The organism is Mycobacterium sp. P7213, assembly GCF_900604305.1.
In the GTDB taxonomy this organism is placed as follows: domain Bacteria; phylum Actinomycetota; class Actinomycetes; order Mycobacteriales; family Mycobacteriaceae; genus Mycobacterium.
On sequence record NZ_UWOA01000057.1, the window covers coordinates 1 to 26,756 of the forward strand.

Consider the following 26,756-nt stretch of genomic DNA (forward strand, 5'->3'; position numbering starts at 1 on the left):
AGGCTGCGTCGGGTACCGCCATGCACGCCGACGGAAAGGGGCCGGCCGACGCTAGAGGGTGACTTCGTCGAGCTTGCCGGTGGCGACGTCGAAGACGAACCCGCGCAGCGATGTGGTCTGGGTGATGAACGGGCTGGCCTTGATCCGGCGCAGCGACTGACGAACATCCTCGACCGGGTCGGGGAACGCCTCGGCCGACCACGTCGGGCGGATACCGGTCTCTTCCAGGATGGAACGCTTGAAGTCGTCGTCGGTGAAGGTCAGCATCCCGCAGTCGGTGTGGTGGATCAGGATGATCTCGCGAGTGCCCAACAGCCGTTGGCTGATCGCCAGGGAGCGGATCGCGTCCTCGGAGATGACACCCCCGGCGTTGCGGATGGCATGCGCCTCGCCCTCGTTGAGGCCAAGCACCCGATAGACGTCCAGACGCGCATCCATGCAGGCGACGATCGCGACGTGCTTGCTCGGCGGCATGGGCAGCGGGCCGGTGAAGGTCTTGGCATATTCGGCGTTGTTGGCCAGGTAGTCATCGGTGACGGTCACAGGTCTTCTCCTCTGTCGCGGTGCAGCGAAGCCTAGTGAAGACGCCCCCGGATTTCACGGATAAAAATCACGCAGAAATCCTCCCCCGGCGGCGCCTGACCCGCCGCGGTGGCGCGTGGATGCACAGCGTGCCCCGGTGTGTCGCGGACAGACATGCACGCTGTCGACGCCGGGTCACCCTCTACCCTTTTGGCCATGACGCGGTTTCTGGCCGGCCGGGCGCTGAACTACCTGGTGCTGCTGGGCCTCGCCTCGTTTCTGACCTTCTGCCTGACCTCATTGGCGTTCGCGCCGCTGGACAGCCTCATGCAACGCAATCCGCGTCCGCCGCAGGCCGTGATCGACGCCAAGGCCGCCGAGCTGGGCCTGGACAAGCCGATTCCGCTGCGCTACGCGCACTGGGCCACCCACGCCGTGCGTGGCGACTTCGGCGTCACGGTCACCGGCCAGCCGGTCTCCGAGGAACTGGGCCGGCGCGTCGGGGTCAGCCTGCGCCTGCTGGTCGTCGGTTCACTGGCCGGCACCGCGATCGGCGTCGTGGCCGGCGCGTGGGGGGCAGTACGCCAATACCGCCTGTCGGACCGGGTCATCACCATGGCGGCGCTGCTGGTGCTCTCGGTACCGACCTTCGTTTTGGCCAACCTGGTGATCCTCAGCGCCCTGCGGGTCAACTGGGCGCTGGGCGCCCAACTGTTCGACTACACCGGCGAGACCTCCCCCGGGCTGGTCACCGGCTTCTGGCCCGGTCTGGCCGATCGATTGCAGCACCTGGTGTTGCCGTCGTTGACCCTGGCGCTGGGGGCCGCCGCCAGCTTCAGCCGCTACCAGCGCAACGCGATGCTCGACGTACTCGGCCAGGACTTCATCCGCACCGCACGGGCCAAGGGGCTGACCCGCCGGCGCGCGCTGTTCAAACACGGGCTGCGCACCGCGCTGATCCCGATGGCCACACTGTTCGCCTACGGGGTGGCCGGCCTGGTCACCGGCGCGGTGTTCGTCGAGAAAATCTTCGGCTGGCACGGCATGGGCGAATGGGTGGTGCAGGGCGTGGCGACCCAGGACACCAATATCGTCGCGGCCATCACAGTGTTCTCCGGTGCGGTGGTGCTGCTGGCCGGACTGCTCTCCGACGTCATCTACGCGATGCTCGACCCACGGGTGCGGGTGTCATGACCGCGGCCACCGAGATCGAGTTCGCCTCGCGGCGCACCCTGGTACTGCGCCGATTCCTGCGCAGCCGCAGCGCGGTCGGGGCGCTGGGGCTGCTGGCGGTGATGTTCGTCGGCTGCTACACCCTGCCCGGCCTGCTGCCCTACTCCTACACCGACCTGGACTACGACGCGCTGCTGGTTCCGCCGGGTGCGCGACATTGGTTGGGCACCAACGCTTTGGGCCAGGATCTGTTGGCACAGATCCTGCGCGGCATGCAGAAGTCGATGCTGATCGGGGTGTGCGTGGCGCTGATCTCCACGGTGATCGCCGCGACCGTCGGAGCGATCTCGGGGTACTTCGGCGGATGGCGCGACCGGGTGCTGATGTGGCTGGTCGATCTGCTGCTGGTGGTGCCGGCATTCATCCTGATCGCGATCATCACCCCGCGCACCAAGAACAGCGGCAACATCGCCCTGCTGGTGTTGTTGCTGGCCGGGTTCAGCTGGATGATCAGCGCCCGCATGGTGCGCGGGCTGACCATGAGCCTGCGGGAACGTGAATTCATCCGGGCGGCACGCTATATGGGCGTCTCCAGCCGGCGCATCATCATCGATCACGTGGTGCCCAACGTGGCGTCCATCCTGATCATCGACACCGCGCTCAACGTCGCCGTGGCGATCCTGGCCGAAACCGGGTTGAGCTACCTGGGTTTCGGCATCCAGCCGCCCGACGTCTCGCTGGGCACCCTGATCGCCGACGGCACCGCCTCGGCCATCACCTTCCCGTGGGTCTTCCTGTTCCCGGCCGGGGTGTTGATCACGATCCTGGTCTGCGCCAACCTCGCCGGGGACGGCCTGCGTGACGCCCTGGACCCCGACGCCGCGACGCTGCGGGGCAGCCGATGAGCACCCTGCTGGAAGTCTCCGACCTGGCCGTGACGTTCGGCGCCGGCCGCGACGCGGTGCGTGCGGTCCGCGGCGTCAGCTACCACGTCGACGCCGGCGAAGTGGTAGCGATGGTCGGCGAATCGGGCTCGGGGAAATCCGCGGCGGCGATGGCCGTGATGGGCCTGCTGCCTGAGCATGCGCAGGTGTCCGGTTCGGTGCGGCTGGGCGGCACGCAGCTGATCGGGCTCGGCGACACCGCGATGTCGAAGTTCCGCGGCGCCTCGATCGGAATGGTGTTCCAGGATCCGATGTCGGCGCTGACACCGGTGTACACCGTGGGCGATCAGATCGCCGAGGCCATCGAAGTGCACCAGCCGAAGGTGGGCCGTGCCGCAGCGCGCCGACGGGCGGTCGAGCTGCTGGAGCTGGTCGGGATCAACCGGCCCGAGCAGCGGGCACGGGCATTTCCGCACGAGCTGTCCGGCGGGGAACGCCAACGGGTGGTGATCGCCATCGCCATCGCGTGCGACCCGGACCTGCTCATCTGCGACGAGCCCACCACCGCGCTCGACGTCACCGTGCAGGCTCAGATTCTCGACGTCCTCAAGACCGCGCGGGACGTCACCGGCGCCGGGGTGCTGATCATCACCCACGACCTGGGGGTGGTCGCCGAATTCGCCGACCGGGCACTGGTGATGTACGCCGGCCGCGTGGTCGAAGCCGCACCGGTCGAAGTTCTGTACCGCGATCGGCGAATGCCCTACACGGTGGGACTGCTGGGTTCGGTGCCCCGCCTGGACGCCCCGCAGGGCACCCGGTTGGTGCCGATCCCGGGCGCACCACCGGCATTGACGGCCGGGGTCGACGCGGGCTGTCCCTTCGCACCGCGCTGCCCGTTGGCCGCCGATGACTGCCTGGTGGCGGAACCGGAGCTGCTCAGCGTCGGGGAGAACCATTCGGCAGCCTGCATTCACACCGACCAGGTCCTCGGGCGCAGCGCCGCCGACATCTATGGCGTGCGCACCGAAGTGGCGGCGGCGGTCGCCGACCAATCCCCCACCGTGCTGCGGGTGCGCGACCTGGTCAAGACCTACCCGCTGACCAAGGGCGTGCTGCGGCGTCGCGCCGGTGAGGTGCGTGCCGTCGACGGGGTGAGCTTCGAGTTGCAGCAGGGCCGTACGCTGGGCATCGTCGGCGAATCCGGCTCGGGCAAATCCACCACGTTGCACCAGATCCTGGAGCTGGCCGCGCCGCAGTCCGGCTCGATCGAAGTGCTCGGCACCGACGTCGCGGCGCTGAAGCGCGACGGCCGTCGCGCCCTGCGGCGCGACCTGCAGGTGGTGTTCCAGGATCCGGTGGCTTCCCTGGATCCCCGGCTGCCGGTCTTCGAGCTGCTGGCAGAACCCCTGCGCGCCAACGGTTCCGACAAGGCCGCCATCCATGCCCGGGTCGCTGAGCTGCTGGAGCTGGTGGGGCTGCGCCGCGGCGACGCGCTGCGCTACCCCTCGGAGTTCTCCGGCGGGCAGAAGCAGCGGATCGGCATCGCCCGGGCCCTGGCGTTGCAGCCGAAGATCCTCGCACTCGATGAACCGGTGTCCGCGCTCGACGTGTCGATTCAGGCCGGGATCATCAACCTGCTGCTGGATCTGCAACAGCAACTCGGACTGTCCTACCTGTTTGTGTCACATGACCTTTCGGTGGTCAAACACCTGGCGCACCGGGTAGCGGTGATGTATGCCGGGGCGATCGTCGAACAGGGCGAGGCCGATCAGGTGTTCCGCGATCCCCAACACGACTACACCCGGCGGCTGCTGGCCGCGGTGCCGCAACCGGTGGTGAACTCATGAGCCCGACGCTGACTCTGCGCTCACGGCGACGTTGCGCGAGAAGAGGCCGCCCTGGACGCAGCGCCAACGGGGTGGCGCTCCTGGTGGCATTGGGACTGGCACTGAACGGCTGTGCGGCAGTCGATATCACCGCGCCCGAAGGCATCGCCGCGGTCGGCACCGCCAGCGACATCAATCCGCAGGACCCGGCGAAACTGCGTGACGGCGGCAACCTGCGGCTGTCGATGACGCAGTTCCCGCCCAACTTCAACCCGCTGCACATCGACGGCAACCTGGCCGAGAACGCCGCCATGCTCAAGGCCACCATGCCGCGGGCGTTCACCATCGGACCGGACGGCTCGGCGACGGTGGACACCGACTACTTCACCAGTGTGGAGCTGACCGGCACCAATCCGCAGGTGGTCACCTACACCATCAACCCGAAAGCGGTGTGGAGCGACGGAACACCACTGACCTGGAAAGACATCGCCAGCCAGATCCATGCCACCAGCGGCGCCGACAGCGCCTACGCGATCGCGACCACCAACGGCGCTGAGCGCGTCGCCTCGGTGACCCGCGGCGTCGACGACCGCCAGGCTGTGATGCGCTTCGCCAAGCCCTACGCCGAGTGGCGGGGCATGTTCGCCGGCAACTCAATGCTGTTGCCGGCCAGCATGACCTCCGATCCGGATACCTTCAACAAGGCTCAGCTGAGCAGGCCGGGCCCGTCGGCCGGACCGTTCGTGCTGTCGACGCTGGATCGCACCAGCCAGCGGATCACCCTGACCCGCAACCCCGCATGGTGGGGCCGGACTCCGAAGCTGGACACCATCACCTATCTGGTGCTCGATGAGTCCGCCCGAATGCCGGCGCTGCAGAACCACACCATCGACGCCACCGGGGTGGCCACCTTGGATCAGTTGACGATCGCGCGCCGCACTGAGGGCATCGCGATCCGCCGTGCTCCGACTCCGGCCTGGAACCACTTCACCTTCAACGGGGCACCGGGGGCGCTTCTATCCGACAAGGCGCTGCGACTGGCGGTCATGCGCGGTATCGACCGGTCCACCATCGCCAAGGTCACCCAGCGCGGCCTGACGGCCGACCCGGTGCCGCTGAACAACCACATCTACGTCGCCGGCCAGGAGGGCTACCAGGACAACAGTGCGGTGGTGGCCTACGACCCCGAGCGCGCCGCACGCGAACTCGACGCGCTGGGTTGGACACTGCACGGCAAGTTCCGGGAGAAGAACGGTCGCCCCCTGGTGATCCGGCACCTGTTCTACGACGCGTCGAGCACCCGCCAATTCGCCCAAGTGGCCCAGCACAACCTGGCCCAGATCGGGGTGAAGCTGCAATTGGACGCCAAGGCCGGAGGCGGCTTCTTCACCGACTACGTCAACGTCGGCGACTTCGACATCGCCCAATTCAGTTGGGTCGGTGACGCATTCCCGCTGGCCGGGCTGAACCAGATCTCCGCCTCCTACGGGGAGGCCAACTTCGGCAAGATCGGCAGCCCGGCCATCGACGCCAAGATCGAGGAGACCCTGGAGGCGCTCGATCCGGCGGTGGCCCGGGCCCGGGCCAACGAGGTCGACAGCCTGCTGTGGGCCGAGGGATTCAGCCTGCCGCTGATTCAGACCACCGGCAATGTGGCGGTGCGCAGTTCACTGGCCAACTTCGGGGCGCCGGGGCTGGCGGATCTGGACTACACCGTGGTCGGGTTCATGAAGGACTGATCAGGCGGTCAGGTCGATGCGGTGAGCATCGGTGACGCTGCGGTAGCGATCCGGGCTGCACGTCAACACGATCACCTGACCGTGTGAGCCGACCGCGTCGAACACCGCGCCCATCTTCTCCAGCCGATCCGGGTCGGTGAAACCGAGCGCGTCGTCGATCACCACCGGAACGCTGTCTTCCTTGGCCACCAGCGCCGCCCCGGCCAGCCGGGTCAGGATGCCCAGCTGTTCCTTGGCGCCGCCGGACAGCGACTCATAAGGCACGGTGCGACCACCGAGGGTGCGGGCGCAGATCTTCAGGTCGGTGTCGACGTCGACTTCGAAGTCGGCGCCGAACACGTGCGCCCCCAGCCGCTGGATCTCGGCACGGAACGGCTCGACGTAGCGCCGACGGGTGTCGTCGCGGTGGCGGGCCATGGTCGACCGCAGCAGCGCCGCGGCGCGTGCCCGGCGACCGATCCGACCATGTTCGGCCGCAGCGTGTTCCAGCACGGTCTGCGCCGCGTCGAGCTGGCCGCGCCGGCCCTGGGTGCCGAATACGGCGAGCTCGACCTCCACCTCATGCAGCGCGCGGGCGGTCTCGGCGTGCCGGGCCCGCAGCTCCTGCGCTGCCGACTGCGCTGCCGCGAGTTCGGCGTCGATCGCCTCGGGGGCGGCGGCGCCCAGCTGCTCGGTCAACTCGGTCACCCGCTGCTCGGCGCTGCGCAACTCCTGCGCGTTGGCATCGGCGGTAGTCGCCAGCTCGTCATCGCTGACCGTCGCCCGCTGCACGGCGAGACGCTGGTTGACCGCCTCCAGCTCGCTGCGCTGCGCTGCCGCCTTCTCCCGCAACAGCGTCAGCCGTGTGGCGGCTTCCGTGCGACGGGCCGCAGCTTGCTGGGCGGCTCGGCGCAGGGTTTCGCAGTCGGTGACTGCCTGCGCCCGCAGTGCCTCGGCCTCGTCACGATCGGCACGGGCCTGTTCCGGTGTGGTCCCGCTGGGAATCTCGCCATGCTCATCGCGCAGGCGTATCAGCCGGGCCCGCAATGCCTCGAACTCCTCCTCACCGCGCAACGCTGCCAAAGCAGCGGCCAACTGGTCGCGGCTGCCCTGCAGTTCGCGGCGCCGCTGGTCGGCCTGGCGCGCCTGCGCCAGATCAAGCACACCTGCCGCCGCCAGCGCATCGGCAAGCTCGGCTTGTGCCGCAGCATGTTTGATGCCGGCCTCACGCGCACTGTCGCCCGGGCGGACACTCACCCGCAGCAGTCCGGGCAGCTCGACCTCAAGGCCGTCGGTGACGGAGGCCGACCAGCTCTGTCCGGCCGGCAGCGCCGTGGGGTCGCCGGCGATCACCAGATCGATGTCGGCGACCGCGGCGAGTTCCAAGGTCGCCGAGATCGCGGCCAGCGACGCCTCACTGCGGTCGCAGGCCGCCGACGCCTGTTCGATCCGGCGCAGCATCGGCTCGGTCACGACGATCCGCGCCAGTTCAGCCGCCGCCTCGGCGAGCTGACCTTCGGTGGTATCAATCCGGGCGATCCGGTCAGCGAGCCGGTCGGCCTCGTCGCGAGCGGCGAGTTGATCGACGATGCGGCGGGCGGATGCTGCACGTTCGGTGGCGGCGGCCACGGCGTGTTCGGCGTCGGCCGCGGCGGCGTCGGCGGTGGTGGCTTCGGTGTCAGCGGCGGCCTGCGCCTGGGCGGCAGCGTCGATCTCGTTGTCCAACAGGCTGATCGCGGCCGCCCGGGATTCGAGTTCGTCACGCTGCCGGCGCCGCTCGGCTTGGGCGCTATCGGTGGCGGCAGCGGTGGCTTTGGCCGCGGTGGCCACCAGCTGCGCATCGCGGAGCCGGCCGCGCAGGTCGGCGATCGCGGCGCCGGCGTCCTGCGCCGCACGGTGCCGGGAGTCCGCGGCGGCCTGCTCGTCGGTCAACCGCGCCAACTGCTCGGACAGCTCGGCGTGCCGGTGCACCCGGTAGTCCACTTCGGCGAGTAGCTCGGTGCATCGCACCACCTCGGCGTCGGCGTCGGCCAGCGCGGCGATGACAGCGGCCCACTCGCCAGTAGGACGCCCGGTCCCGGTGAAATAGCGCGCATACTCGGCGTCGATCCGTTCGATGAGAAGGGGCTCGGTTCCGCTGAGGGTGGCGGTGTCGCCGGCGGCGACGTCCAGCGCCCGCGACAGCGCATCGCAGCCGGACAAGTCCACCGCCGCCGTCGACGACGCCTGCAGCACCCGCTGGGCCTGCCAGAGGCCGGTGTCCATGGTCTGCTCCAGCATGGCGCGGACCCGGTCGTGCGCCTCATCGCCGGTGAGCTGCTCGCGGCGCGGCTCGGAGATCGTCAGTTGCGTCCGGGGCGCCTTGTGGAAGCGCTTGTGATAGACGAAACGGTAAGGACCGGTGCTGATTTCCGCGGTGACCTCGGCACCGACATCGGCGTAGGTGGGCTTGACCTGTTTGACGTCCTTCTTCGCGGAGCGGTCCTTGGACTCCAGCAACAGGTCCAGCGCCTCGATCATCGAGGACTTGCCGATCTCGTTGGCGCCGGACACCACCACCACGCCGTGGTCGGGGAAGTCGATCTCTCGGTGCGCCACGCCACGGTAGTTGGTCAGCACCAGCCGGTGCAGTCTCATGCCACTGTCCGATCGACCAGGCGCAGCAGCAGCGCCAGCGCGGCGTGCGCGTCGTCGGCGGCGCCGGTGTCGGCACTGCGGGCGGCAGCGAGAAGTTCCTCGACCGCGTCGGCGGCGAAACCGCCGATTCCGAGGTCGGAGAATTCGCCGTCGGCGGGGACCACCACCAGGTGGGTGTGGCGTTTCCAGGTGCCCACCCACGCGAACAGCCGCGAATACCGGTCCAGGCAGACGTCCAGGGCCGCCCGATCGGTGACGCTGAGCGAACCCGTCAGCGCCAGTTGGACTACCGTGCGTTCCTTGTCCGGCAGCTGATCGAGATTGATGTCGAGGTCGGTGACGTCGCGGCCGGTGTCGAGCTGGCGGTGCAGTGTCAGGAAACGCCAGCGGCCGATGTGGTGGGAGTCCACGCTCACGGCGCCGTCGGCCTCGTCGATGTCGACCACCAGGACGTGGCCGGGGTCGGATTCGATGTCGTCGAAGTTGGTGGGTTCCGGCGAACCGGAATACCAGATGCGCCCCGTCTCCCCGACCTGGGTGCGGGAGTGCTTGTCGCCCAAGGCAACGTAGTGGATCGCGCCGCGAGACAGGGCGTCCTGCAGGCCGGCCAGCCGAATCAGCGCCGGGTTGCCGGGGTCGGGGTCCAGGGCGTCGACGCCGCCGTGGGCAACCAGGACCCGCAGGGTGCCGTCGGCCGGCAAGCCGTCCAGTGCGGCCGCGGTCAGGTCGGTGGTGGGACGTTTGGAGCGCCACGGCGCGGCGACGATCTCAAGGCCGGGGCGCACCTGGTGCACGCCTGCGGTGTCGAGCACCACCACGTTGTCGGGGCATTCGGCGGTGAACAAGGCGCTGGTGTACACCGACCCCGCATCGAGCGGATCGTGATTTCCCGGCAGCAGGTAGACCGGGATCCCGATGGCGCGCATGGCCTCCAGGGACTGACTGATGACCTCCGGCGCGAGCTGGTTGTCCTCGAACACATCGCCGGCGACGACGACGAACTCCGCACCCGTCTGCTTCGCCAGCGCGCCCAGCCCGGCCACCGCGTCGCGCCGGGCCGCCGAGTAACAAGGCTGGGCATCGCCGGCCAAGAAATGCCGGATCATGCCGAGCTGCCAATCGGCGGTGTGCACGAAACGCATGTCGTCCTGTCCCTTTCCGCCGGTCCATCAGCCGGGCATCGCGAGTGTATGGCCGGTCACCGACAACCTCGCGGACCTCGCTCGGCAGGTCCGCCGACCGCAAGCGCTGTCAGAACTCGTGTGTCACATCCGGCACTTGAGCACCGCCGGCGCACGGTGCGAGGGTGGCCGACTCGGCTAGCGCGGGCAAGATCGGCCACCCCTACTCTGGAGCGGGTGAGTACTGCGCGCACCCTGGTCCTGCTGCGGCACGCCAAGTCGGACTATCCACCCGGGGCGGTCGACCATCAGCGTCCGTTGGCGCCGCGCGGGATCCGGGAGGCGGGTTTGGCCGGCGACTGGTTGCGCGCCCACGCGCCGGCCTTCGACGCGGTGCTGTGTTCGACCGCCACCCGCACCCGGCAGACCTACGCGCGGACCGCGCTGGCCGCACCGGTGCGCTATGTCGACGATCTCTACGACGCGACTCCCGGAACCGTGATCGCGACCATCAACACCGTGGCCGCCGACATCGACGCCCTGCTGGTGATCGGCCACGAGCCGGCCATGTCGAGCGTCGCACTGGGACTGGCCGGGCCCGGCACCGATGCGGCCGCCGCCCAACGGATCTCGGAGAAGTACCCGACCTCGGGAATCGCCGTCCTTCACTTCGCCGGCAACTGGGCGGAAGTGGAGCTGCGGTCGGCCGCGCTGGTGGACTTTCACGTGCCGCGATAGCGCTGCCGGTTCCCGCCGCCACAGTCAGTTCGGCAGCAGCCCGGTGTACTGCAACTGGAACTCCGTGTGCAGGACGCCGAGGATCAGATCTCTGCCCCGCTTGTCGAAGAGGATGTCAACCTCGTCGACGAGGGTCAGCGACAGCGCGGGGTCCTTTCGCGTGATGAGCATCAGCGACGTCAGGTTGTCATGGTTGCGGCAGCGGTACCGCATGCCGAACGCGGGCTTGGTCTTGAGCAGGATCTTGGTGCCGGTCTCGCGGGTCTGCGAATACTGGCTGACGCCGCCGCACAGCAACGCCGAGTCGAGGTTGAGTTTGGTCGCACCGGAGCCGTATACCGATGCCACCGTGACATCGCTGACCAGACTCACCCGAACGAGCTTCTTGTTGACCAGCCAGGGTCGACGCACCACACCCGCTTTCGAGATCGTCTGGTTGCGCAGGACACCCTCGGCGACCGCGCCGGCCAACGTATCGGCGACGTAGAGGTATCCGCCCAGCCCGGCATGGGTGGGCTCGAAGCGACCTTGCTTGGGATGGCCCAACGGCCGGGTAGGACGCGTTGGCGGCCATGATGCGGTACAGCACAGTCCCTTTGGGGACGATTTCGACATCGGCAGGGCGTCCGTTGTACCGATTGGTCGGCATCGGTCACTCCATGCCCTGTTGACCGAGCTGGATCGCGAGATCGACCAGCTCCTCGGTCAGTTCACCGCTTTCGAGTAGGTCGATCGGGCGCCGATCCTCCAGGCCCTCATCGGGGCTGTACCACCAGTCCAGCGTTCCCCACGGGTCCTCGTCGCATTCCAGTTGACGGTTCGCGTAGGCAACGACGGGACGGATCTGCTGGCGTCCCGGGTCGATCTGGAATTTGGGATACCGATACTGGTTGCCGATCTTGACGCCCAGCAGCTCGTGTGCGCGACGCCGGTCCTGCGCGATCGACCGATGCGGCTTACCGCTGGGCGACAAGATGGCGCTGACGGCCCCCGGACTGTAGGTCTCATCCGGCGCGAACGGCAGCGTGTATTTCAACTCCCCGGTGGCCGTGGTCAGCGTCACCCGCTCCCCCGGTGAAACCGCCGTTGCTGCTTCGATTTTGCGGAGGATGTTCTGCTGCTCCTCGACGACGGCGGCGAGCTGGGTCAGGAGCTCGACCGGTACCGGTGCGGCCTGTTCCACGTCCACCGCAGCGGATTCCTCGGCTACTTCGCGTACCGATACAGGCTGGTCGACGGCGAGGCCCCCAAGCCGAACCACCAAGGTGCCGTCCTCCACTTCGACGGCCACGTCCCCCGGCGCAGCGATCCCGAGTGGCAGTTCGAGCCGCAACACGGCCTCGCCGGCTCCCTCGGCGGTCTCGGCCTCGGGTTCAGTCGTCAGCCTTGCCATCGGGCCAAACACGATGCGCCACTGTCGGTGCATGTGTCTGGGCAGCCCGCCGCCGGCGTCGGCCATGCGGGAAATAGGCTCCACCACCGCCTCCTCCACATGCTCACTGCCCGAAACACCCGCTGCTGCGACCTTCACGTCGCCGGGCGCGACTTCGCTCCGATACTACGCTTACAACGTACTGCTCGCTATACGTAGTAAACGTAGTAAGTGTGGCAATCACCGAAGGAATGGTCGATCGGAGCCACTATCCGGGGCGAACTCGCCGGCCGATCGCGTCACTGAGTGCATCAAGCTCGGTCAACACGTCGGCGGCAGCCCAGACGCGATTGCGCGCGCCAGTAGACAATATTTCAAGGATGCCCGCCTCCGTCAGCCGTCCGAGAGCCCGGTATGTGCTGGCATCTGTCGTTCCCGTGATCTGTTGGGCGGTATCGGCATTGAAGATCGGGACGTCCAAGAGGCTCTCGAGTAGAGTCTCGTCCGCAGAGCCGGACCGTGGGCGCGCCACTGACCGCCAGTGGTCGGGCAGTTCGGCGAGACGAACTGCAGATTCTTCCGCAGCGCTGCTCGCATGTACGGCGGCTTCGGCGAGGTAGCCGACAAATTGATCGGCGTCACCGTGGCGGTAGTTGGTGAGCCGCCCGAAATAGTCGTCGGTATTGGCCAGCATGACCGAGGCCAGCGGCACCGTGACTCGTTGGGTGAGCCCCCGCCTGCGGAGGATGGCACTGATCAGCGCACGTCCGATGCGACCGTTGCCGTCGGTAAAAGGGTGGATCGATTCGAACTGGGCGTGGGCGATAGCGGCCTGCGCAACGATCGGCAGATCTGTGCGGTTGGCGAATATCAGCAGGTCCTCTACGAGAGAAAGCACTAACTCGTGCGGTGGTGGTACATAGAGCGCCCCGATCGGTGTGTGGTCGCTGCCACCGATCCAGTTCTGGACGTTGCGCAGCTGCCCGGGGCTGTCGGCGTAGGGGTCGGGTGCCATCAGTAGTCGATGGGTTTCCAGGACCGCTTCGAGAGTAAGAGGACCGGCGTCGGCCGCGTCAACAAGTTGCATCAACGCCCGAACGGCAGCGAGTTGGGATTCTGCCTCCGCGCCGGCATTTCCGCCTACGAAGGCCTTACCGAACGCACGCCATCCAGCGTCGATGTGCTCGATCTTGGATGACGCCACGGACTCGCTCCGGAGCAAGAAATCCGCTAAGGGTGCAAGATGCTGGCCGAATCCGGCTTCCAGGCGAGCGACGGCAACAAGGGCGGCCTCATGCGCGCGCGCCGCTGCACCCACCGGGTCATAGTCCAGGTCACCGATCATTGGAGGTAGCGCCACTTCGATCTGCTTGAGCATGCGATCGTCACGGTTACCCTGTCGCGTGCGAGGCGCCCACTCACGCTGCTCGACTTGATGCGCAGGCCAGCCCATAGCGAACCCTTCTCACGTAACTGATACCAAAACCATCATCATTATAGTTTTGCATCTCGAAAGTTAGCTATAAACGCCTCATGTGCCGCCCCGACACCGCAGCACTCGCGAATCTTCCCTGAAGGCGCTTACACCCCAATCCCCCCGACGAGCCCGCAGGCTAGGCGGACCAATCAGGCGATGCCCCTGCCGGCGGCGCAAGCCGAGTGAGTTCGGATTGCCGTGAGGGTCGTGGGTTTCCCAAGAACCACGACCCTCAGTGCAATATCAGCGCTACCGGAGCACTCCTCAGATCATCGCCCGCAACGCGGGCGCCGGTTCCACCCCCATGGCCGTCAGGGCACTGGAGTGATAGATGGTCCCCGGCGTCTGGATGGCGTGGCCCAGCCCGACGTGGGCGTCGCGCCAGAACCGCTGCAGTGGGTTGTTCCGGCGCGCGGCATTGCCCCCGGAGCGGGCGAAGATCGCGTCGGCGGCAGCAACGGCCCGCCAGGCGCAGCGAATCTGGTTGCGCCGCACCAGTGATCGGTCTTCGAAGCTGATCTCCTTACCGGCGTCGGCGAGGTCGTACATCCTGCTGATGCCGTCGAGCAACTGCACGCGTGAGGCGGCGATCTCCGCGGCGGCTTCGGAGATCGCGTAGAGCACATAGGGGTCGTCCTTGATCTTGGTGCCGGTGGCGGCCACCCGGTCGCGCTGATAGTCCAGATGCGCCGCCAATGCGCCCTCGGTGATTCCGATGAGCGCGGCGGTGATCCCGAGCGGGAACATCGCCCAGAACGGCAGTTTGTAGACCGTCTCATCTCGCCCGGCGGCCTCGGCGGCGCTCGCACCGGAGGCGACGTGCTCGAAGTCGATGGTGCGGTAGTCCGGGATGAAGGCGCCGTCGACGATGATGTCCTTGCTGCCGGTGCCCGACAGGCCGATGACGTCCCAGGAGTCCTCGACGATGGTGTAGTCGGCGCGCGGCAACACGACGTGTAAGACCTTGGGCGGCATGGTCTCCGCGACGCGCGCACCGAGGAAGATCCAGTCGCAGTGGTCGGTGCCCGAGGAGAAGTTCCACCGCCCGGTCAACCGATAACCACCCTCGACCGGGGTCGCGATACCTTGTGCGGCATACGGGGACGCGATCCAGGTATCGGGATCTTCGGCCCAGATCTCGGCTTGCAGCCGGCGGTCCATCAGCGCCATCTCCCAGGGGTGCACTCCCCCAACACCGCACACCCAACCGGTGGAGCCGCAGTGCTTGGCCACCGCCATGACCGCCTCGGCGAAGTCGCGCGGGTGGGCGGCGTAACCACCGAAGTCCGTCGGCTGCAGCATCCGCATCACGCCGGCTTCGCGAATCAGTGCCACCGACTGCTGCGAAAGCTTGCCGAGGCGTTCGCTCTCTTCGGCGGTGTCCGCCAGCTGGGTGGCGATCTTCTCGACGCGCTCGAGGACTTCGTGCGCCATAACCGGCACCTCCTGATCTGGCAGATCCCCCGACGGGATCCATTGGTGTCAGTACCGTACTCCCGATTTGTCCAAATGGTCAATCCATATGGTCAATCCATTTGTGCAACTGCTCCCGCCCTGGCTAACCTGCCTTCATGGGCAACCGTGAGGATCTGCTGGAAGGCGCCAAGCGCTGCCTAGTCGAACGAGGCTGGGCCAATACGACGGTGCGCGACATCGCCGCGGCGGCCGGTGTCAGCCATGCCGCCATCGGCTATCACTTCGGCAGCCGCGAACGCCTGCTGGTGCAGGCCCTGTTCGAAGAACTCGACGAACTCGACGCCCGGATGTCCCCCGAAGGGCAGCCGGCAGCCACGGCCGTGGAGCGATGGCAGGCGGTGCTGGACTCCTTCACCACCGACAAGGCACTGTGGACCTCGCACCTGGAAGCGATCGTGCAAGCCCAACGCAATGACGAACTGCGCGCGCGCCTGGCCGAAGGTCAACACCGTGCGCGTACCGAGATGGGCGGCTCAGTTGCCCTGGCAGTGGTGCTGGGCATGATGATCCAGTCACTGATCGACCCCGACAGCGCGCCGACGGCAGAGCAGGTGGTTGCCGAATTGCGCGCGCTGGCAACCGGTGGCGGGCATGCGGCGCAATAGCTTTCCCCAACAGACGGCGACCGGCGCCCATCCCCGCCTCAGCGGGCGGCTTTGAGCGCCTGTCGACCCCGATTCGTGCTGAGCGAGTCGTTGATCCGCTGGCAACTGTCGACCAGATTCACCATTTGCTCGTGCTTGAGCTGGTTGAGGTAGTGCACGCGGATGCCCTGCGCGTAGGTCTCCATCACCGCGTGCAGCCGGGTATGCCCCGCACTGGTGATCCGGGGCAGAATGCCGCGCGGGTCCCCTGGGCTCGGGCTGCGGGTGATCCAGCCATGGCCTTCCAACCGGCGGATCTGGGTAGACAACTGCCCCTGCGTGACACCCAGCTTCTCCGCCAAGACACACAGCCGGTGCTCCCGACGCCGAGGCCTGCTCAGCAGCTCCAGCAGAAGGACGTCACGTATCGAGAGGTCATGTGCGTTCTTGAGGCAAACATTCACCGCGTCAACGACGTTCAGTGAGCAAGCCAGAAACTGTTGCCAGCAGTGTTGCTCGATTCCATTGAGCCCAGGAAGCCAAGCTATTGCTTGCAGTTCATGCATCTCGTCCACGGCGCGCGATGCTATCGAAGGATGCGCCTCAGAAATGGATAACGCGTGTCAGTTCCGACAAGTCACCTGGATTCGCAGCGACACGAACGACACTCAGCAAAGACAATTTTGCGTGATGGCGCAGGTCAGCAGGACACTATGGACCGAAGAGAGAACCTCCGGGCCGGGCCAATTGGTTCAAACGGAAACTAATCAATTTCGCCCCGCCGGAAAATTGTCATTTCGATAGCCAAACAATTATTTCACCTGGGATTGGGGCGCCGCCTCCGAGCGACTACGAGTTCGTCGCGAGCGTCAGCTCCATCAATTTGAGCGCCTGCTCGCACGCGTCGATCCCGGGCGCCTGCGGGTTGACCCACCAGCCGACCACCCCGGCGGCGTCGCTGGCGACCCCGCAGGAGCCATTCGGGTCGGCCGGACGCATCACTATCGAGGGCACGCCCACGATGGTCTTGTTCTCGATCTGATACTTCAAGAACTCGGCGACCTTGCGTTCGTTGTCCAGGCTGCCCTGCTCGAACCAGAACCGGGTGATGTCGATCAGCCCGGCCGGGTTGGCCGCCTGCCAGCGGCAGATGGCGCCGACGAAGGTGCTCTGGATGTCGAGCGGGTCTGCTCCCACCGTCTTGGCCAAGATGTCGGTGGTCAGCACCTCGCACTCTTTGAGCAGGTTCGGGTACTGCCGCTCGGAGTTGTTGTTGCGCTTGGTGTCGCCCGCGCCGGCCTTGACGGCGGTGCCGCCCACCTCACGGGAGCAGCCCGTCAAGCTGGTCAACACTGCCAGCACCGCGACCGCACTGGCCAGAACCCGGCGGCTCATTTGGCGTTCGCAATCGACTGGCGGGTCAGCTCTTTGGCGACGTCGCACGGATCCGGGAACGGCTTCTGAGCGAAGCTCACCGACCACTCGATGAAGTCATCTTTGAATTGGATGCCGACCTCACACAGGTTGTCGCCCATCGTCGGGGCGGTGCCGATCGCGATGAAACCGCTGTGGCCGTCGATGTTGATGTCCTCCACGGATGTCCGCGACACCTCTTCGGTCTTGCGCTCGCGACCGATGGGGCTGCCGCGATACCAGGAGAAGGAGAAGTGCGGGCCCATGATCCCGCCGCGCAGCAGCCACTGGCAGCCCACCGAGTTCTGCGCGGTGCTGACCAACCCGGACACCCGGGTCAGGTTGGCCATCGTCTCGTCACTGATGCCACCGCACTGCGGGAACGACGGACCATGATTGCTCTGCTCGGCCGTCGGCGACGCAGACTGGCTGCCGCCCGCAGCTTCAGGCGAGTCGGAGTCAGAACATCCGCCGACCATCGGAATCAGAGCAGCGGCCGCCAGGGCCGGGACCGTCAGTTTGCGCCGCACACGATGCACTGTAGCGGCACCGCCGCCCGTCAACCACGACACAGCGGTGACCAGTCGGTTTGTGTCGCCGCGTAGCGTCACAGCAACGCCGCGACCGCACGGATGTGCGACAGTAACCCCATGCTTCTGGCGCTGCTGCGCTGCTACCTGCGGCCCTACCGCCGGCCGGTCGCGGCGGTGATGGCACTGCAACTGATCAGCACCCTGGCTTCGCTGTACCTGCCGACCGTCAATGCCACGATCATCGACGACGGCGTGGTCCGCGGGGACACCGCGATCATCATTCGGCTCGGCGCGGTGATGCTCGGCGTCACCGGCGTGCAGATGCTGTGCGCCATCGCCGCGGTCTACTTCGGCGCGCGCACCGGGACCGGCTTCGGACGCGATCTGCGCCGGGCGGTGTTCGCCCAGGTGATCCGGTTCTCCGAAAGCGAAACCACGAGGTTCGGGGCGCCAACCCTGTTGACCCGCACCACCAACGACGTCCGCCAGATCCAGCTGGTGGTGCAGCTGGGCGCCAGCACGCTGGTCACCGCGCCCATCATGTGCGTCGGCGGGGTGCTGATGGCGGTGCACCAGGACGCAGGACTGGCCTGGCTACTGGCGGTCAGTGTGCCGGTGTTGGCACTGACCAACTACCTGATCGTGTCGCGGATGCTGCCGCTGTTCCGCCGCATGCAGATGCTGATCGACAACATCAACCGAGTACTCCGCGACCAGCTCACCGGCATCCGGGTGATCCGCGCGTTCGCCCGTGAGCCTTTCGAAAAGGACCGGTTCGCCCAGGCCAACACGGCCCTGTCGGACGCCTCGCTGACCGTCGGGAACCTACAGGTACTGATGTTGCCGACCACCACGCTGATCATCAACGCCTCCAGCGTCGTACTGATCTGGTTCGGCGCGCTGCGCATCGACGCCGGTCAGATGCAGATCGGGTCGCTGATCGCGTTCCTGTCCTATTTCATGCAGATCCTGATGGCCGTGCTGATGGCCACCATGGTGCTCGCGATCCTGCCGCGCGCCGCGGTCTGCGCCGAGCGGATCACCGCGGTGCTGTCCACCGAGCCCACCATCAGCGCCCCGGCTCGGCCGGTGTCGCCGTCCTCGCCGACCGGCGAGGTCCGCCTGGACGGGGTCGGCTTCCGTTACCCCGGCGCCGACCGCTCGGTGCTGTCCGACGTGTCCCTGACCGCGCTGCCCGGCACCACCACCGCGGTGGTCGGCTCCACCGGTTCGGGCAAGTCCACCCTGGTGTCGCTGATCTGCCGGCTGCGCGACGTGACCGACGGCGCGGTGCTCATCGACGGCGTGGACGTGCGCGACCGCGACCCCGAGGAGCTGTGGTCGGGCATCGGCTTGGTGCCGCAGCGCGGCTACCTGTTCTCCGGCACCGTCGTCGACAACCTGCGCTACGGGGCCCCGGCGGGGGCCACCGTCAGCGACGAGCAGATGTGGGAGGCCCTGCGGGTGGCCGCCGCCGACGATTTCGTGGCGGCCCACCCGGACGGGCTGGCGATGCCGGTGGCCCAGGGCGGGATCAACCTGTCCGGCGGGCAGCGGCAACGGCTCGCGATCGCCCGGGCGGTGATCCGGCGGCCCTCGATCTATCTGTTCGACGACGCGTTCTCGGCCCTGGACACCCGCACCGACGCCCGGGTGCGCGCCGCCCTGCGCGAGGTGGCCGCCGACGCGACGGTGATCATCGTGGCGCAGCGGATCTCCACCGTCACCCAGGCCGACCAGGTGCTCGTCCTCGACGACGGCCGGGTGGTCGGCAGTGGAACCCACCGCGAGCTGCTGGCCGACTGCCCGGCTTACGCCGAGTTCGCCGAGTCCCAGTCGGTGACTGCCGGGGTCGGTGGCCTGTGACCGCGCCGGTGGCGGCTCCGACGGTGCGGGCCGCGAACTTCTGGCCGACCGCGCTGCGCCTGGCCCGCCGGATGGGCCCGCAGCGCCGGCTGGTCGCGGCGGTGTTCAGCCTGTCGCTGGGCGGTATCGCGCTCGGCGTGGCCGGGCCGCGCATCCTGGGACACGCCACCGATCTGGTGTTCAACGGCATCATCGGCCGCGGCCTGCAGGCGGGCATCACCAAGCAGCAGGCCGTCGAGGACGCCCGGGCCGCCGGCCACGGCACCTACGCCGAGATGCTGTCGCGGATGGACGTGATCCCGGGCTCCGGCGTCGACTTCGCCGCGGTGGCGCGCACGTTGGCGCTGGCGATGGGCATGTATCTGATTGCGGCGCTGATGGTCTGGACCCAGGCTCGGTTGCTCAACGTGATCCTGCAGCGCACCATGCGGGCGCTGCGCCGCGATGTCGCGGACAAGCTGCATCGACTGCCCCTGCGGTATTTCGACACTCAACGGCGCGGCGAGCTGTTGAGCCGAGTCACCAACGATGTGGACAACACCGCGACATCGGTGTCGATGACGGTCAGTCAACTGTTCTCCTCGGTGCTGACCGTGCTGGTGGTGCTGGCGATGATGCTGTCCATCTCGCCGCTGCTGGCCGTGATCACCGTGGCCGGAGTCCCGGTGACATTGCTGGCGGTACGGTCGATCACCCGGCGCTCGCAACGACTGTTCGCCGCGCAGTGGGCGGCCACCGGGCGACTCAATGCCCACCTGGAAGAGACCTACAGCGGTTTCACGCTGGTGCGGACGTTCGGGCACCGAGGCTGGGCGCAGCAACAGTTCGACGAGTGCAACGACGAGTTGTACCGGGCCGGGTTCGGTGCCCAGTTCTTCTCCGGGCTGATCGCGCCGGCAACCGGACTGATCGCCAACCTCGGTTACGTCGCGGTCGCGGTGATCGGCGGATTCCAGGTGGCTACCGGACAGATCACGCTGGGCAGCGTCCAGGCGTTCATCGCCTACGTGCGCCAGTTCAATCAACCGCTGGGCAATCTGGCGTCGATGTTCAACGCCTTACAGTCCGGTGCCGCGAGCGCCGAGCGGGTGTTTGCGTTCCTCGACGAACCCGAAGAGCCTCCGGCTCCGCCGGCGCCGCTGTGGGGTGACCTTGGCGGCCCGCGCGGCCGCGTCGAGTTCCGCGACGTCAGCTTCGGCTACCGGCCCGGCGTGCCGGTGATCGAGGACCTGTCGCTTAGCGTGGCGGCGGGCAGCACGGTGGCCATCGTGGGCCCGACCGGGGCCGGCAAGACCACCCTGGTCAACCTGCTGATGCGCTTCTACGACGTGGACCGCGGGCAGATCCTGATCGACGGCACCGACATCACCGGCGTGGACCGCTGCGCGCTGCGTTCCTCGATCGGGATGGTGCTGCAGGACACCTGGCTGTTCACCGGGACCATCGCCGAGAACATCGGCTACGGCCGGCCTGATGCCACCGAGGACGAGATCGTCGAGGCGGCCCGCGCCGCGCACGTCGACGCCTTCGTGCGAACCCTGCCGGACGGCTACGGCACCCGGGTCAACGACGACGGCGGGGCCATCAGCGCCGGCGAGAAACAGCTGATCACGATCGCCCGGGCGTTTCTGGCCCAGCCGCAGCTGCTCGTCCTCGACGAGGCGACCAGTTCGGTGGACACCCGCACCGAACTGCTGATTCAGCGGGCGATGCGGGAGTTGCGCCGGGGCCGCACCAGTTTCATTATCGCCCACCGGCTTTCGACGATCCGTGACGCGGACCTGATCCTGGTGATGCAGGCCGGCCGGATCGTCGAGCAGGGCACTCACGCCGAATTGCTGGCCCGCCGCGGGGCCTACTGGGCGATGGCCGAGGGCAGCTGAAATCGGCTGGAAGTTCAGCCGAGATCAACCATTGCCCACCGGTGGCCGTCGGCGTAGATTCGACTGCGAAGCAGGCTCGGACATGACCGTAATCCGAAGAGCTGGACAAGAGGGTGAAAGCCAGCCGCGCTGGAAGTGTAGACGCTCCCCTGTCAGTCCGAGCCTGCCCTAATTTTCCGGTGGCGGCCCAATCCGGAGCCGGTCGGGGCTGAACCCCGAACCATGGGGGCGATTACATCCCGAACCAGTCGAAATCCGAACCATAGGGATAGTTGCCCGCCTTTGAGCGACAAAACGCAACGCGCTCGTCCACGCACCCCAGTTGTCGCTCAAAGGCGGGCAACTCTCCTAATCCCCCAGGCGCCGCCAGACCGCGGGGGTCGCCGATCAGAGCTTCAGGTGCAGCACATCGGCCAGTGGCCGCCGCGGTGTCGGCACCGGCGGCTTCTCCAGCGCCGGCGTACCACCGACTCGAACCAGCACCTGGGGAAGGTCGTCGCCCCCGACCAGTCCGGCCAGCAGCGCCCGGCCGGCGGGCACCTCGGTCAGATGCGTTACCGGACAGGTCGCCAGGCCAGCCATGGTGCATTCCAGCAACACTGACGAGAGCGCCTCGCCGCAGGCCAGTGCATCGCCCGGCTCGTCGCTGGCGGTCGACAGCAGCACGATCTTCGAATGGTCGTCGCCGACCTCGACGCGTCGTTCCCGGTTGTGCGTGACCGGGAAGGTCCGCCCGATGTCCACCCGGTCGCTTTCGGCGGCCGAGATCAGTGCGCTCTCGGGAATCCCGTCAGAGACTTCGAATGGTGCTGTCCACCAGCCGAGTTCAGCGTGATACGACGAGTCGTACAAGCGCAGCGCCTCGGTGAGCTGGGAAGCCTCGGCAAGTCTGGAGCGCAGCTCGTCGGCGAGGACGCTCAGCTGCACCGGGTCGGTCACCGTGTCGTACAGCAGCGTCTCGAAGGGCTCCCAGTTGCTCGGTGCCATGAATGGAAGTCGATCGGTGTGGCGCGTCAGGATCGCGCCGGCGCGATAGCGGTCCAGATCCGTGACCCGTTCCGCGGCGGTGAATCCGATCGAGGCCAAGTGCTCCGGCTGCGCGGCATCAGGGAACCGCTCGATCTCGGCGGTCCAGCCGGCCGCGGCCATCGCGACCCGCAGGTGATCCAGGACGGCGCCACAACTGATCAACGCTTCCCGCGCCGACTGGTCGCCATGCACACCGCGAGTCGGATCCAGATACAGGTGCAGCCGGCTTCCGTCGGCCACCCATCGCCATGGCTGGCTGTTGTGCAACGACGGCGCCCGGCAGGCCAACCGCACCGCTTCGGTGAAGACCTCGTAATCCACGGTCATGTCCAGCATCAGCCACCTCCAGCGGGTCTGTCGCCTTCAGCCTCCCAGCCGGCTCCCAGGAGCAACAGGGGCCGTTGGTCACCGGCCAGTCGGCGTCGGACCCCGAATCAGTCACCGGCGCGGTGGCGGACGCGGAACAGAGTCACTTCACTCTTGATGCCCTTGAGGTGACGTCCGCCGGCGAACGACCATTGGAAGTCCGCAGATTCGGCCAACGCCTCTCGCACCGACTCAGCGACCAGCACCGTGCCCGGTCGGGCGACCCCGGTAATTCGGCTCGCGGTGTTGACCGGGCTGCCGAACCAGTCCCCGACCCGGCTCACCGCCTCCCCGGAGGCGACGCCGGCACGCAGCCGGGGCAGGGTGTCGTCGGCCCGGGCCGCTTCGACCAGCCTCAGCACCGCATCGACCAGCGGCGCCGGCTCCGGGCAGACGAACATCACCGCGTCGCCGATGGTCTTGATGAATCGCACCGGCGGAACGGCGATCTCGCGGCCCAGTACGGTCAGGCGCTCGGCGAGCTGCACCAGCTCCTCGGGCGGCACCATCTCCCCGAGCCGGGTGAAGCCGACCAGGTCGGCGAACGCGACGGTGATCTGACGCGCTCCCGGCAGCGGTGCGCCCGCCAAGCGCTCGCCGGCGGTGACGGCGTCGATGTCGAGCTGATGACGTAGCTGCATCATCAGCATGTCCTGCACGAACGGACCCAACATGGGTGCCAGCCCGGCCACCAGATCCCGCGACCGCTGGGCGATCTGCAGCTCGGTGACACCCGGTTCGCCGATCGCAGACAACACCGTGAAGCGCATGAATTCCGCGGTGTGCGCCAGCCCGTCGGCCAACAGCCGAGCGGTCTGCAGAGCATGCTCGGCGTCGATGCCGGCGTCGATGAAGCGGCGCGCGTGCATGGCGATGCTGGCGTCGGCGCGCATCTGCGCCGGGGCGTCCGGATCGTCCATCCAGGGCAGCCCGACCGCACGCAGCAGCCGCTGCAACTGTTCGAGGCCGACCCCGGTGGATTCACTGATCTCACGCGCCGAGACATAGCTGCCGTCGTCGCCGACCAGCCGCCGCGACGCCAGCAGCATCGGCGAGACATTCCCGCGGATCTCCTCGGCAGTGATGCCCTGTCCCAGCAGCCATTCGATCAGTTCGGCTCGCTCGGCACGCGCAGTGCCCTCCAGCCCGGCCAGCAAGTCCTCGATCTCGGCGTCCCCCACACCGCCAAACGTATCTCGCGGCAGACTGACGAGGTGGCTGAAGTCTTCGATGCGCTGACCCCCGAACAACTCCGTGCCCGCAACACCATCAAGTGGAATCACTTCGCCCCCGACGTGCTGGCGCTGTGGATCGCCGAGATGGACTTCCCCACCGCACCCGAGGTGCTCGACGGGGTGCGCGCCTGCGTGGCCAACGAGGAGTTCGGGTATCCCGCGCTGAGCTCCGATACCTTGCCGGTGGCGCTCACGCAGTGGTGCGAACGGCGCTACGGCTGGCTTATCCAGCCCGAATGGGTGCGGGTGGTGCCCGACGTCCTCAAGGGCATGGAGGTGGTGATCGAGTTCCTCACCCGCCCGGAGAGCCCGGTGGTACTGCCGGTGCCGGCTTACATGCCGTTCTTCGACCTGTTGACCGTGACCGGACGTCAGCGCGTGGAAATCCCGATGACGCAGCAGGACTCGGGTCGCTATCTGATGGACCTGGATGCGCTGGACGCCGCATTCGCCGCCGGCGCCGGATCGCTCATCTTGTGCAACCCGAACAACCCGCTGGGCACCGCATTCACTGCCGAAGAGCTCAGTGCGATCGTGGACATCGCCGCGCGCCACGGCGCCCGGGTGATCGCCGACGAGATCCACGCCCCGCTGGTCTACGACCGGCCCCACGTCGCGGCAGCCTCGGTATCGCCCGCCGCCGCCGACACTGTCATCACACTGATGTCGGCCTCCAAAGGCTGGAACCTGCCCGGGCTGATGTGCGCCCAGGTGATCCTGTCCAATCCGCGCGACGCCGCCGACTGGCGCCGGATCAACATGCTGCACACCATGGGCGCCGCCACCGTCGGCATCAGCGCCAACCTTGCCGCCTACACCCGCGGCGGGCCGTGGCTGGACTCCCTGCTGACCTACCTGCGGGCCAACCGCGACCACCTCAGCCGAGCGCTGCCCGCGGCGCTGCCGGGCCTGCGGGTCAGCCATCCCGAGGCCACCTACTTGGCGTGGCTGGATTTCCGGGCGCTGGGCCTGCCCGTCGAACCGGCCGAGATCCTGCTGGCCGACGCACGGGTGGCGCTGAGTCCGGGCATCCCGTTCGGCGGCGGGCGGGGCTTCGCGCGGCTGAACTTCGCGACCCCCCGGGCCATCTTGGACCGGGCGATCGAAGCGATGGCCGGTGCGCTGCAGTGACAGCTGCCGCTAACGTGGCGGGAATGTCCTGCGTGTTCTGCGCCGTAGTCGCCGGTACCGCGCCGGCGGTACGGGTTTTCGAAGACGACGAGTACCTGGCGTTTCTCGACATCCGGCCGTTCACCCGCGGCCACACCCTGGTGATCCCCAAACAGCACTTCGTGGATTTGACCGACACCCCGGCGGCCACCCTGGCCGGCATGCTTACCGTCGGGCAGCGGATCGCCCAGGCCGCCCGCGCCTCCGGGCTGCACGCCGACGGCAACAACCTGGTGATCAACGACGGCCGGGCAGCCTTTCAGAGCGTGTTCCACATTCACCTGCACGTGGTCCCGCGCCGAGACGGTGACCGGCTGTCCTTCGCCAAAGGACTGCTGGTGCGCCGCGATCCGGACCGCGAAGGCACCGGGAGGATCTTGCGGACCGCACTGGCCAGCAGCGGCACCACCCAGTCAGACTGAACCGATGGATCATCTCCCGTGGATTGAAAAAGTGGGCGTCCGAGCGCTCACCCTACACAACCTGATCTACCAATGGACCGACGGCCGGATCGGCCACAAGATCCCGGGCCTGCCGCCCAACCTGTTGCTGCACACCGTCGGCGCGAAAACCGGCAAGGCCCGCACCTCGACACTGAGCTATGCCCGCGACGGCGACGATTATCTGATCGTGGCGTCGATGGGCGGCGCGCCCCGCTCCCCCGGCTGGTACCACAACCTCAAAGCCAACCCTGAGCTAGAGATCAACGTCGGGCCCAACCGCCTGCGGGCCACCGCGCAGCCGGTGCTGCCGGATGACCCGGACTACGCCCGGCTGTGGCGAATCGTCAACGCCAACAACGCCAATCGCTACGACGGCTACCAGCGCCGCACCACCCGGCCGATCCCGGTGGTGAAGCTCACGCCAGCGCCCTGACTTAACAAGCACTATTTCTGTGAGCAGTTCGCTGTTCTGCTTTGCTCAGGTATCACTCAGCTAGTACTTTGGGGCGATGAACCGTCAGGCTGGGCCGGGCACGTCGAAGTCAGCACGCCGGCGCCTGGCGGGAGCCGGAGCGGCGGTCGGCACTTTCCTCGCCGTCGGGCTGACGCCCGCGACCCCGTCGGCACACGCCGACGGCTTGGACTTCGACTGGCTGATCGACATGTTCACGCCGGTCGCCGGGGTGGCCGCAGAGACCCCCATCGACTCCGCGGCGTGGTTTGATCAGCTCTTCTACGACCCGCTGCACACGTCGATGCAGAACTGGATCAACAGTGACTTCGGGTCGATGGTCAACGGCTGGATCAATACCGCGGCCGGGCAGTTTCTGATCGGTGACGGTGCTGATGGCACCGAACTGAACCCCAACGGCGGTTCCGGCGGCCTGTGGTTCGGCGACGGCGGAGACGGCTTCGACCAGAGCGCCGCCGGAGTGGCCGGCGGCAACGGCGGAGCGGCCGGCATGTTCGGCGACGGCGGGGCCGGCGGTGACGGCGGGGCCGGCGCGGCAGGCGGCGTCGGCGGCACCGGCGGGTGGTTCATGGGCAACGGCGGTGTCGGCGGCGCCGGCGGAATCGGTATCGACGGCGAGGCCGCTGGTGTCGGCGGCGCGGGCGGCGACGCCCTCGCCTGGCTGTTCGGCAACGGCGGCGCCGGCGGAATAGGCGGAACCGGGACCGCCGGTGATGCGGGTGCAGCCGGCTTCACCGGGGGCAACGGCGCGCAGGGCGGAAACGGCGGCGCCGGCGGGGCGAGCCTGGCCCAGTACGGCGACGGCGGCCGTGGTG

24 protein-coding genes are annotated in these 26,756 nt (G+C 67.7%); 12 read left to right on the forward strand and 12 right to left on the reverse strand.

The window, feature by feature from the left end:
• Positions 1–51 precede the first annotated feature (51 nt).
• Positions 52–543 (reverse strand): beta-class carbonic anhydrase, encoded by a 492-nt coding sequence (locus tag EJK91_RS18470; protein WP_024442311.1) that lies wholly within the window; start codon positions 541–543, stop codon positions 52–54.
• A 195-nt stretch (positions 544–738) separates the two neighbouring features.
• Here EJK91_RS18470 and EJK91_RS18475 point away from each other — a divergent pair, with 195 nt between their 5' ends.
• From EJK91_RS18475 to EJK91_RS18490, 4 genes are read left to right on the forward strand one after another with little or no spacing between them, the layout of a single operon-like run.
• Entirely contained in the window at positions 739–1,716 is a 978-nt protein-coding gene (locus EJK91_RS18475) for an ABC transporter permease (RefSeq protein WP_024442310.1), read from the forward strand.
• Entirely contained in the window at positions 1,713–2,600 is an 888-nt protein-coding gene (locus EJK91_RS18480) for an ABC transporter permease (RefSeq protein WP_024442309.1), read from the forward strand. Before EJK91_RS18475 ends, EJK91_RS18480 begins: the two co-directional genes overlap by 4 nt.
• The gene (locus EJK91_RS18485) at positions 2,597–4,429 is read left to right on the forward strand and encodes a dipeptide ABC transporter ATP-binding protein (protein ID WP_125079643.1); all 1,833 of its coding nucleotides are present in this window, start codon (positions 2,597–2,599) and stop codon (positions 4,427–4,429) included. The genes EJK91_RS18480 and EJK91_RS18485 overlap by 4 nt, the downstream gene beginning before the upstream one ends.
• The gene (locus tag EJK91_RS18490; RefSeq protein ID WP_231384179.1) at positions 4,426–6,147 is read left to right on the forward strand and encodes an ABC transporter family substrate-binding protein; all 1,722 of its coding nucleotides are present in this window, start codon (positions 4,426–4,428) and stop codon (positions 6,145–6,147) included. The genes EJK91_RS18485 and EJK91_RS18490 overlap by 4 nt, the downstream gene beginning before the upstream one ends.
• Here EJK91_RS18490 and EJK91_RS18495 read toward each other — a convergent pair whose 3' ends face one another.
• On the reverse strand, positions 6,148–8,763 hold the full coding sequence (locus tag EJK91_RS18495; protein ID WP_125079644.1) for an AAA family ATPase: 2,616 nt from the start codon (positions 8,761–8,763) through the stop codon (positions 6,148–6,150). It abuts the gene before it with no gap.
• Entirely contained in the window at positions 8,760–9,905 is a 1,146-nt protein-coding gene (locus EJK91_RS18500; protein WP_125079645.1) for a metallophosphoesterase family protein, read from the reverse strand. Before EJK91_RS18500 ends, EJK91_RS18495 begins: the two co-directional genes overlap by 4 nt.
• Positions 9,906–10,121: 216 nt before the next feature.
• Between EJK91_RS18500 and EJK91_RS18505 the strand changes: the two genes are divergently transcribed.
• The gene (locus EJK91_RS18505; RefSeq protein ID WP_046302245.1) at positions 10,122–10,622 is read left to right on the forward strand and encodes a SixA phosphatase family protein; all 501 of its coding nucleotides are present in this window, start codon (positions 10,122–10,124) and stop codon (positions 10,620–10,622) included.
• 24 nt (positions 10,623–10,646) lie between these two features.
• On the opposite strand, the gene EJK91_RS18510 is transcribed toward EJK91_RS18505, so the two are convergent.
• The 4 genes from EJK91_RS18510 to EJK91_RS18525 form a co-directional block, all read right to left on the reverse strand.
• The gene (locus EJK91_RS18510) at positions 10,647–11,168 is read right to left on the reverse strand and encodes an RES domain-containing protein (RefSeq protein ID WP_164518019.1); all 522 of its coding nucleotides are present in this window, start codon (positions 11,166–11,168) and stop codon (positions 10,647–10,649) included.
• A 106-nt stretch (positions 11,169–11,274) separates the two neighbouring features.
• Positions 11,275–12,114, reverse strand: a complete 840-nt coding sequence (locus tag EJK91_RS18515; protein WP_125079648.1) for a hypothetical protein — start codon at positions 12,112–12,114, stop codon at positions 11,275–11,277.
• 148 nt (positions 12,115–12,262) lie between these two features.
• On the reverse strand, positions 12,263–13,447 hold the full coding sequence (locus tag EJK91_RS18520; RefSeq protein WP_125079649.1) for a Fic family protein: 1,185 nt from the start codon (positions 13,445–13,447) through the stop codon (positions 12,263–12,265).
• A gap of 288 nt (positions 13,448–13,735) precedes the next feature.
• Entirely contained in the window at positions 13,736–14,905 is a 1,170-nt protein-coding gene (locus EJK91_RS18525) for an acyl-CoA dehydrogenase family protein (RefSeq protein WP_024442300.1), read from the reverse strand.
• 137 nt (positions 14,906–15,042) lie between these two features.
• Here EJK91_RS18525 and EJK91_RS18530 point away from each other — a divergent pair, with 137 nt between their 5' ends.
• On the forward strand, positions 15,043–15,552 hold the full coding sequence (locus EJK91_RS18530; protein ID WP_024442299.1) for a TetR family transcriptional regulator: 510 nt from the start codon (positions 15,043–15,045) through the stop codon (positions 15,550–15,552).
• A gap of 38 nt (positions 15,553–15,590) precedes the next feature.
• On the opposite strand, the gene EJK91_RS18535 is transcribed toward EJK91_RS18530, so the two are convergent.
• The 3 genes from EJK91_RS18535 to EJK91_RS18545 all read right to left on the reverse strand — a co-directional run bounded on the left by EJK91_RS18535 (position 15,591) and on the right by EJK91_RS18545 (position 17,423).
• On the reverse strand, positions 15,591–16,097 hold the full coding sequence (locus EJK91_RS18535; RefSeq protein ID WP_046301772.1) for a MarR family winged helix-turn-helix transcriptional regulator: 507 nt from the start codon (positions 16,095–16,097) through the stop codon (positions 15,591–15,593).
• A gap of 283 nt (positions 16,098–16,380) precedes the next feature.
• A complete protein-coding gene (locus EJK91_RS18540; protein WP_024442297.1) occupies positions 16,381–16,926 on the reverse strand; it encodes a DUF3558 domain-containing protein in 546 nt (181 codons plus the stop codon).
• A complete protein-coding gene (locus EJK91_RS18545) occupies positions 16,923–17,423 on the reverse strand; it encodes a DUF3558 domain-containing protein (protein WP_051190248.1) in 501 nt (166 codons plus the stop codon). The genes EJK91_RS18540 and EJK91_RS18545 overlap by 4 nt, the downstream gene beginning before the upstream one ends.
• Positions 17,424–17,594: 171 nt before the next feature.
• Between EJK91_RS18545 and EJK91_RS18550 the strand changes: the two genes are divergently transcribed.
• Together EJK91_RS18550 and EJK91_RS18555 are read left to right on the forward strand one after the other, a co-directional pair.
• Positions 17,595–19,343, forward strand: coding sequence for an ABC transporter ATP-binding protein (locus EJK91_RS18550; protein ID WP_125079650.1), 1,749 nt, complete (start codon positions 17,595–17,597; stop codon positions 19,341–19,343).
• Positions 19,340–21,226, forward strand: coding sequence for an ABC transporter ATP-binding protein (locus EJK91_RS18555; protein ID WP_046301769.1), 1,887 nt, complete (start codon positions 19,340–19,342; stop codon positions 21,224–21,226). The genes EJK91_RS18550 and EJK91_RS18555 overlap by 4 nt, the downstream gene beginning before the upstream one ends.
• Before the next feature lie 387 nt (positions 21,227–21,613).
• Here EJK91_RS18555 and EJK91_RS18560 read toward each other — a convergent pair whose 3' ends face one another.
• Positions 21,614–22,591: an Acg family FMN-binding oxidoreductase gene (locus EJK91_RS18560; protein ID WP_125079651.1), complete on the reverse strand. Its 978-nt coding sequence runs from the start codon at positions 22,589–22,591 to the stop codon at positions 21,614–21,616.
• A gap of 98 nt (positions 22,592–22,689) precedes the next feature.
• The gene (locus tag EJK91_RS18565) at positions 22,690–23,802 is read right to left on the reverse strand and encodes an adenylate/guanylate cyclase domain-containing protein (protein ID WP_125079652.1); all 1,113 of its coding nucleotides are present in this window, start codon (positions 23,800–23,802) and stop codon (positions 22,690–22,692) included.
• Positions 23,803–23,835: 33 nt separating this feature from the next.
• On the opposite strand from EJK91_RS18565, the gene EJK91_RS18570 reads away from it, so the two are divergent.
• From EJK91_RS18570 to EJK91_RS21920, 4 genes are all read left to right on the forward strand, one after another.
• Positions 23,836–24,987: a MalY/PatB family protein gene (locus tag EJK91_RS18570; protein ID WP_024442291.1), complete on the forward strand. Its 1,152-nt coding sequence runs from the start codon at positions 23,836–23,838 to the stop codon at positions 24,985–24,987.
• Positions 24,988–25,010: 23 nt separating this feature from the next.
• Positions 25,011–25,448 (forward strand): HIT family protein, encoded by a 438-nt coding sequence (locus EJK91_RS18575; protein ID WP_024442290.1) that lies wholly within the window; start codon positions 25,011–25,013, stop codon positions 25,446–25,448.
• A 4-nt stretch (positions 25,449–25,452) separates the two neighbouring features.
• The gene (locus tag EJK91_RS18580; RefSeq protein ID WP_024442289.1) at positions 25,453–25,902 is read left to right on the forward strand and encodes a nitroreductase family deazaflavin-dependent oxidoreductase; all 450 of its coding nucleotides are present in this window, start codon (positions 25,453–25,455) and stop codon (positions 25,900–25,902) included.
• A 76-nt stretch (positions 25,903–25,978) separates the two neighbouring features.
• Positions 25,979–26,756 (forward strand): PGRS repeat-containing protein (locus EJK91_RS21920; protein WP_346773476.1); only part of this gene is annotated, 778 nt, incomplete at its 3' end.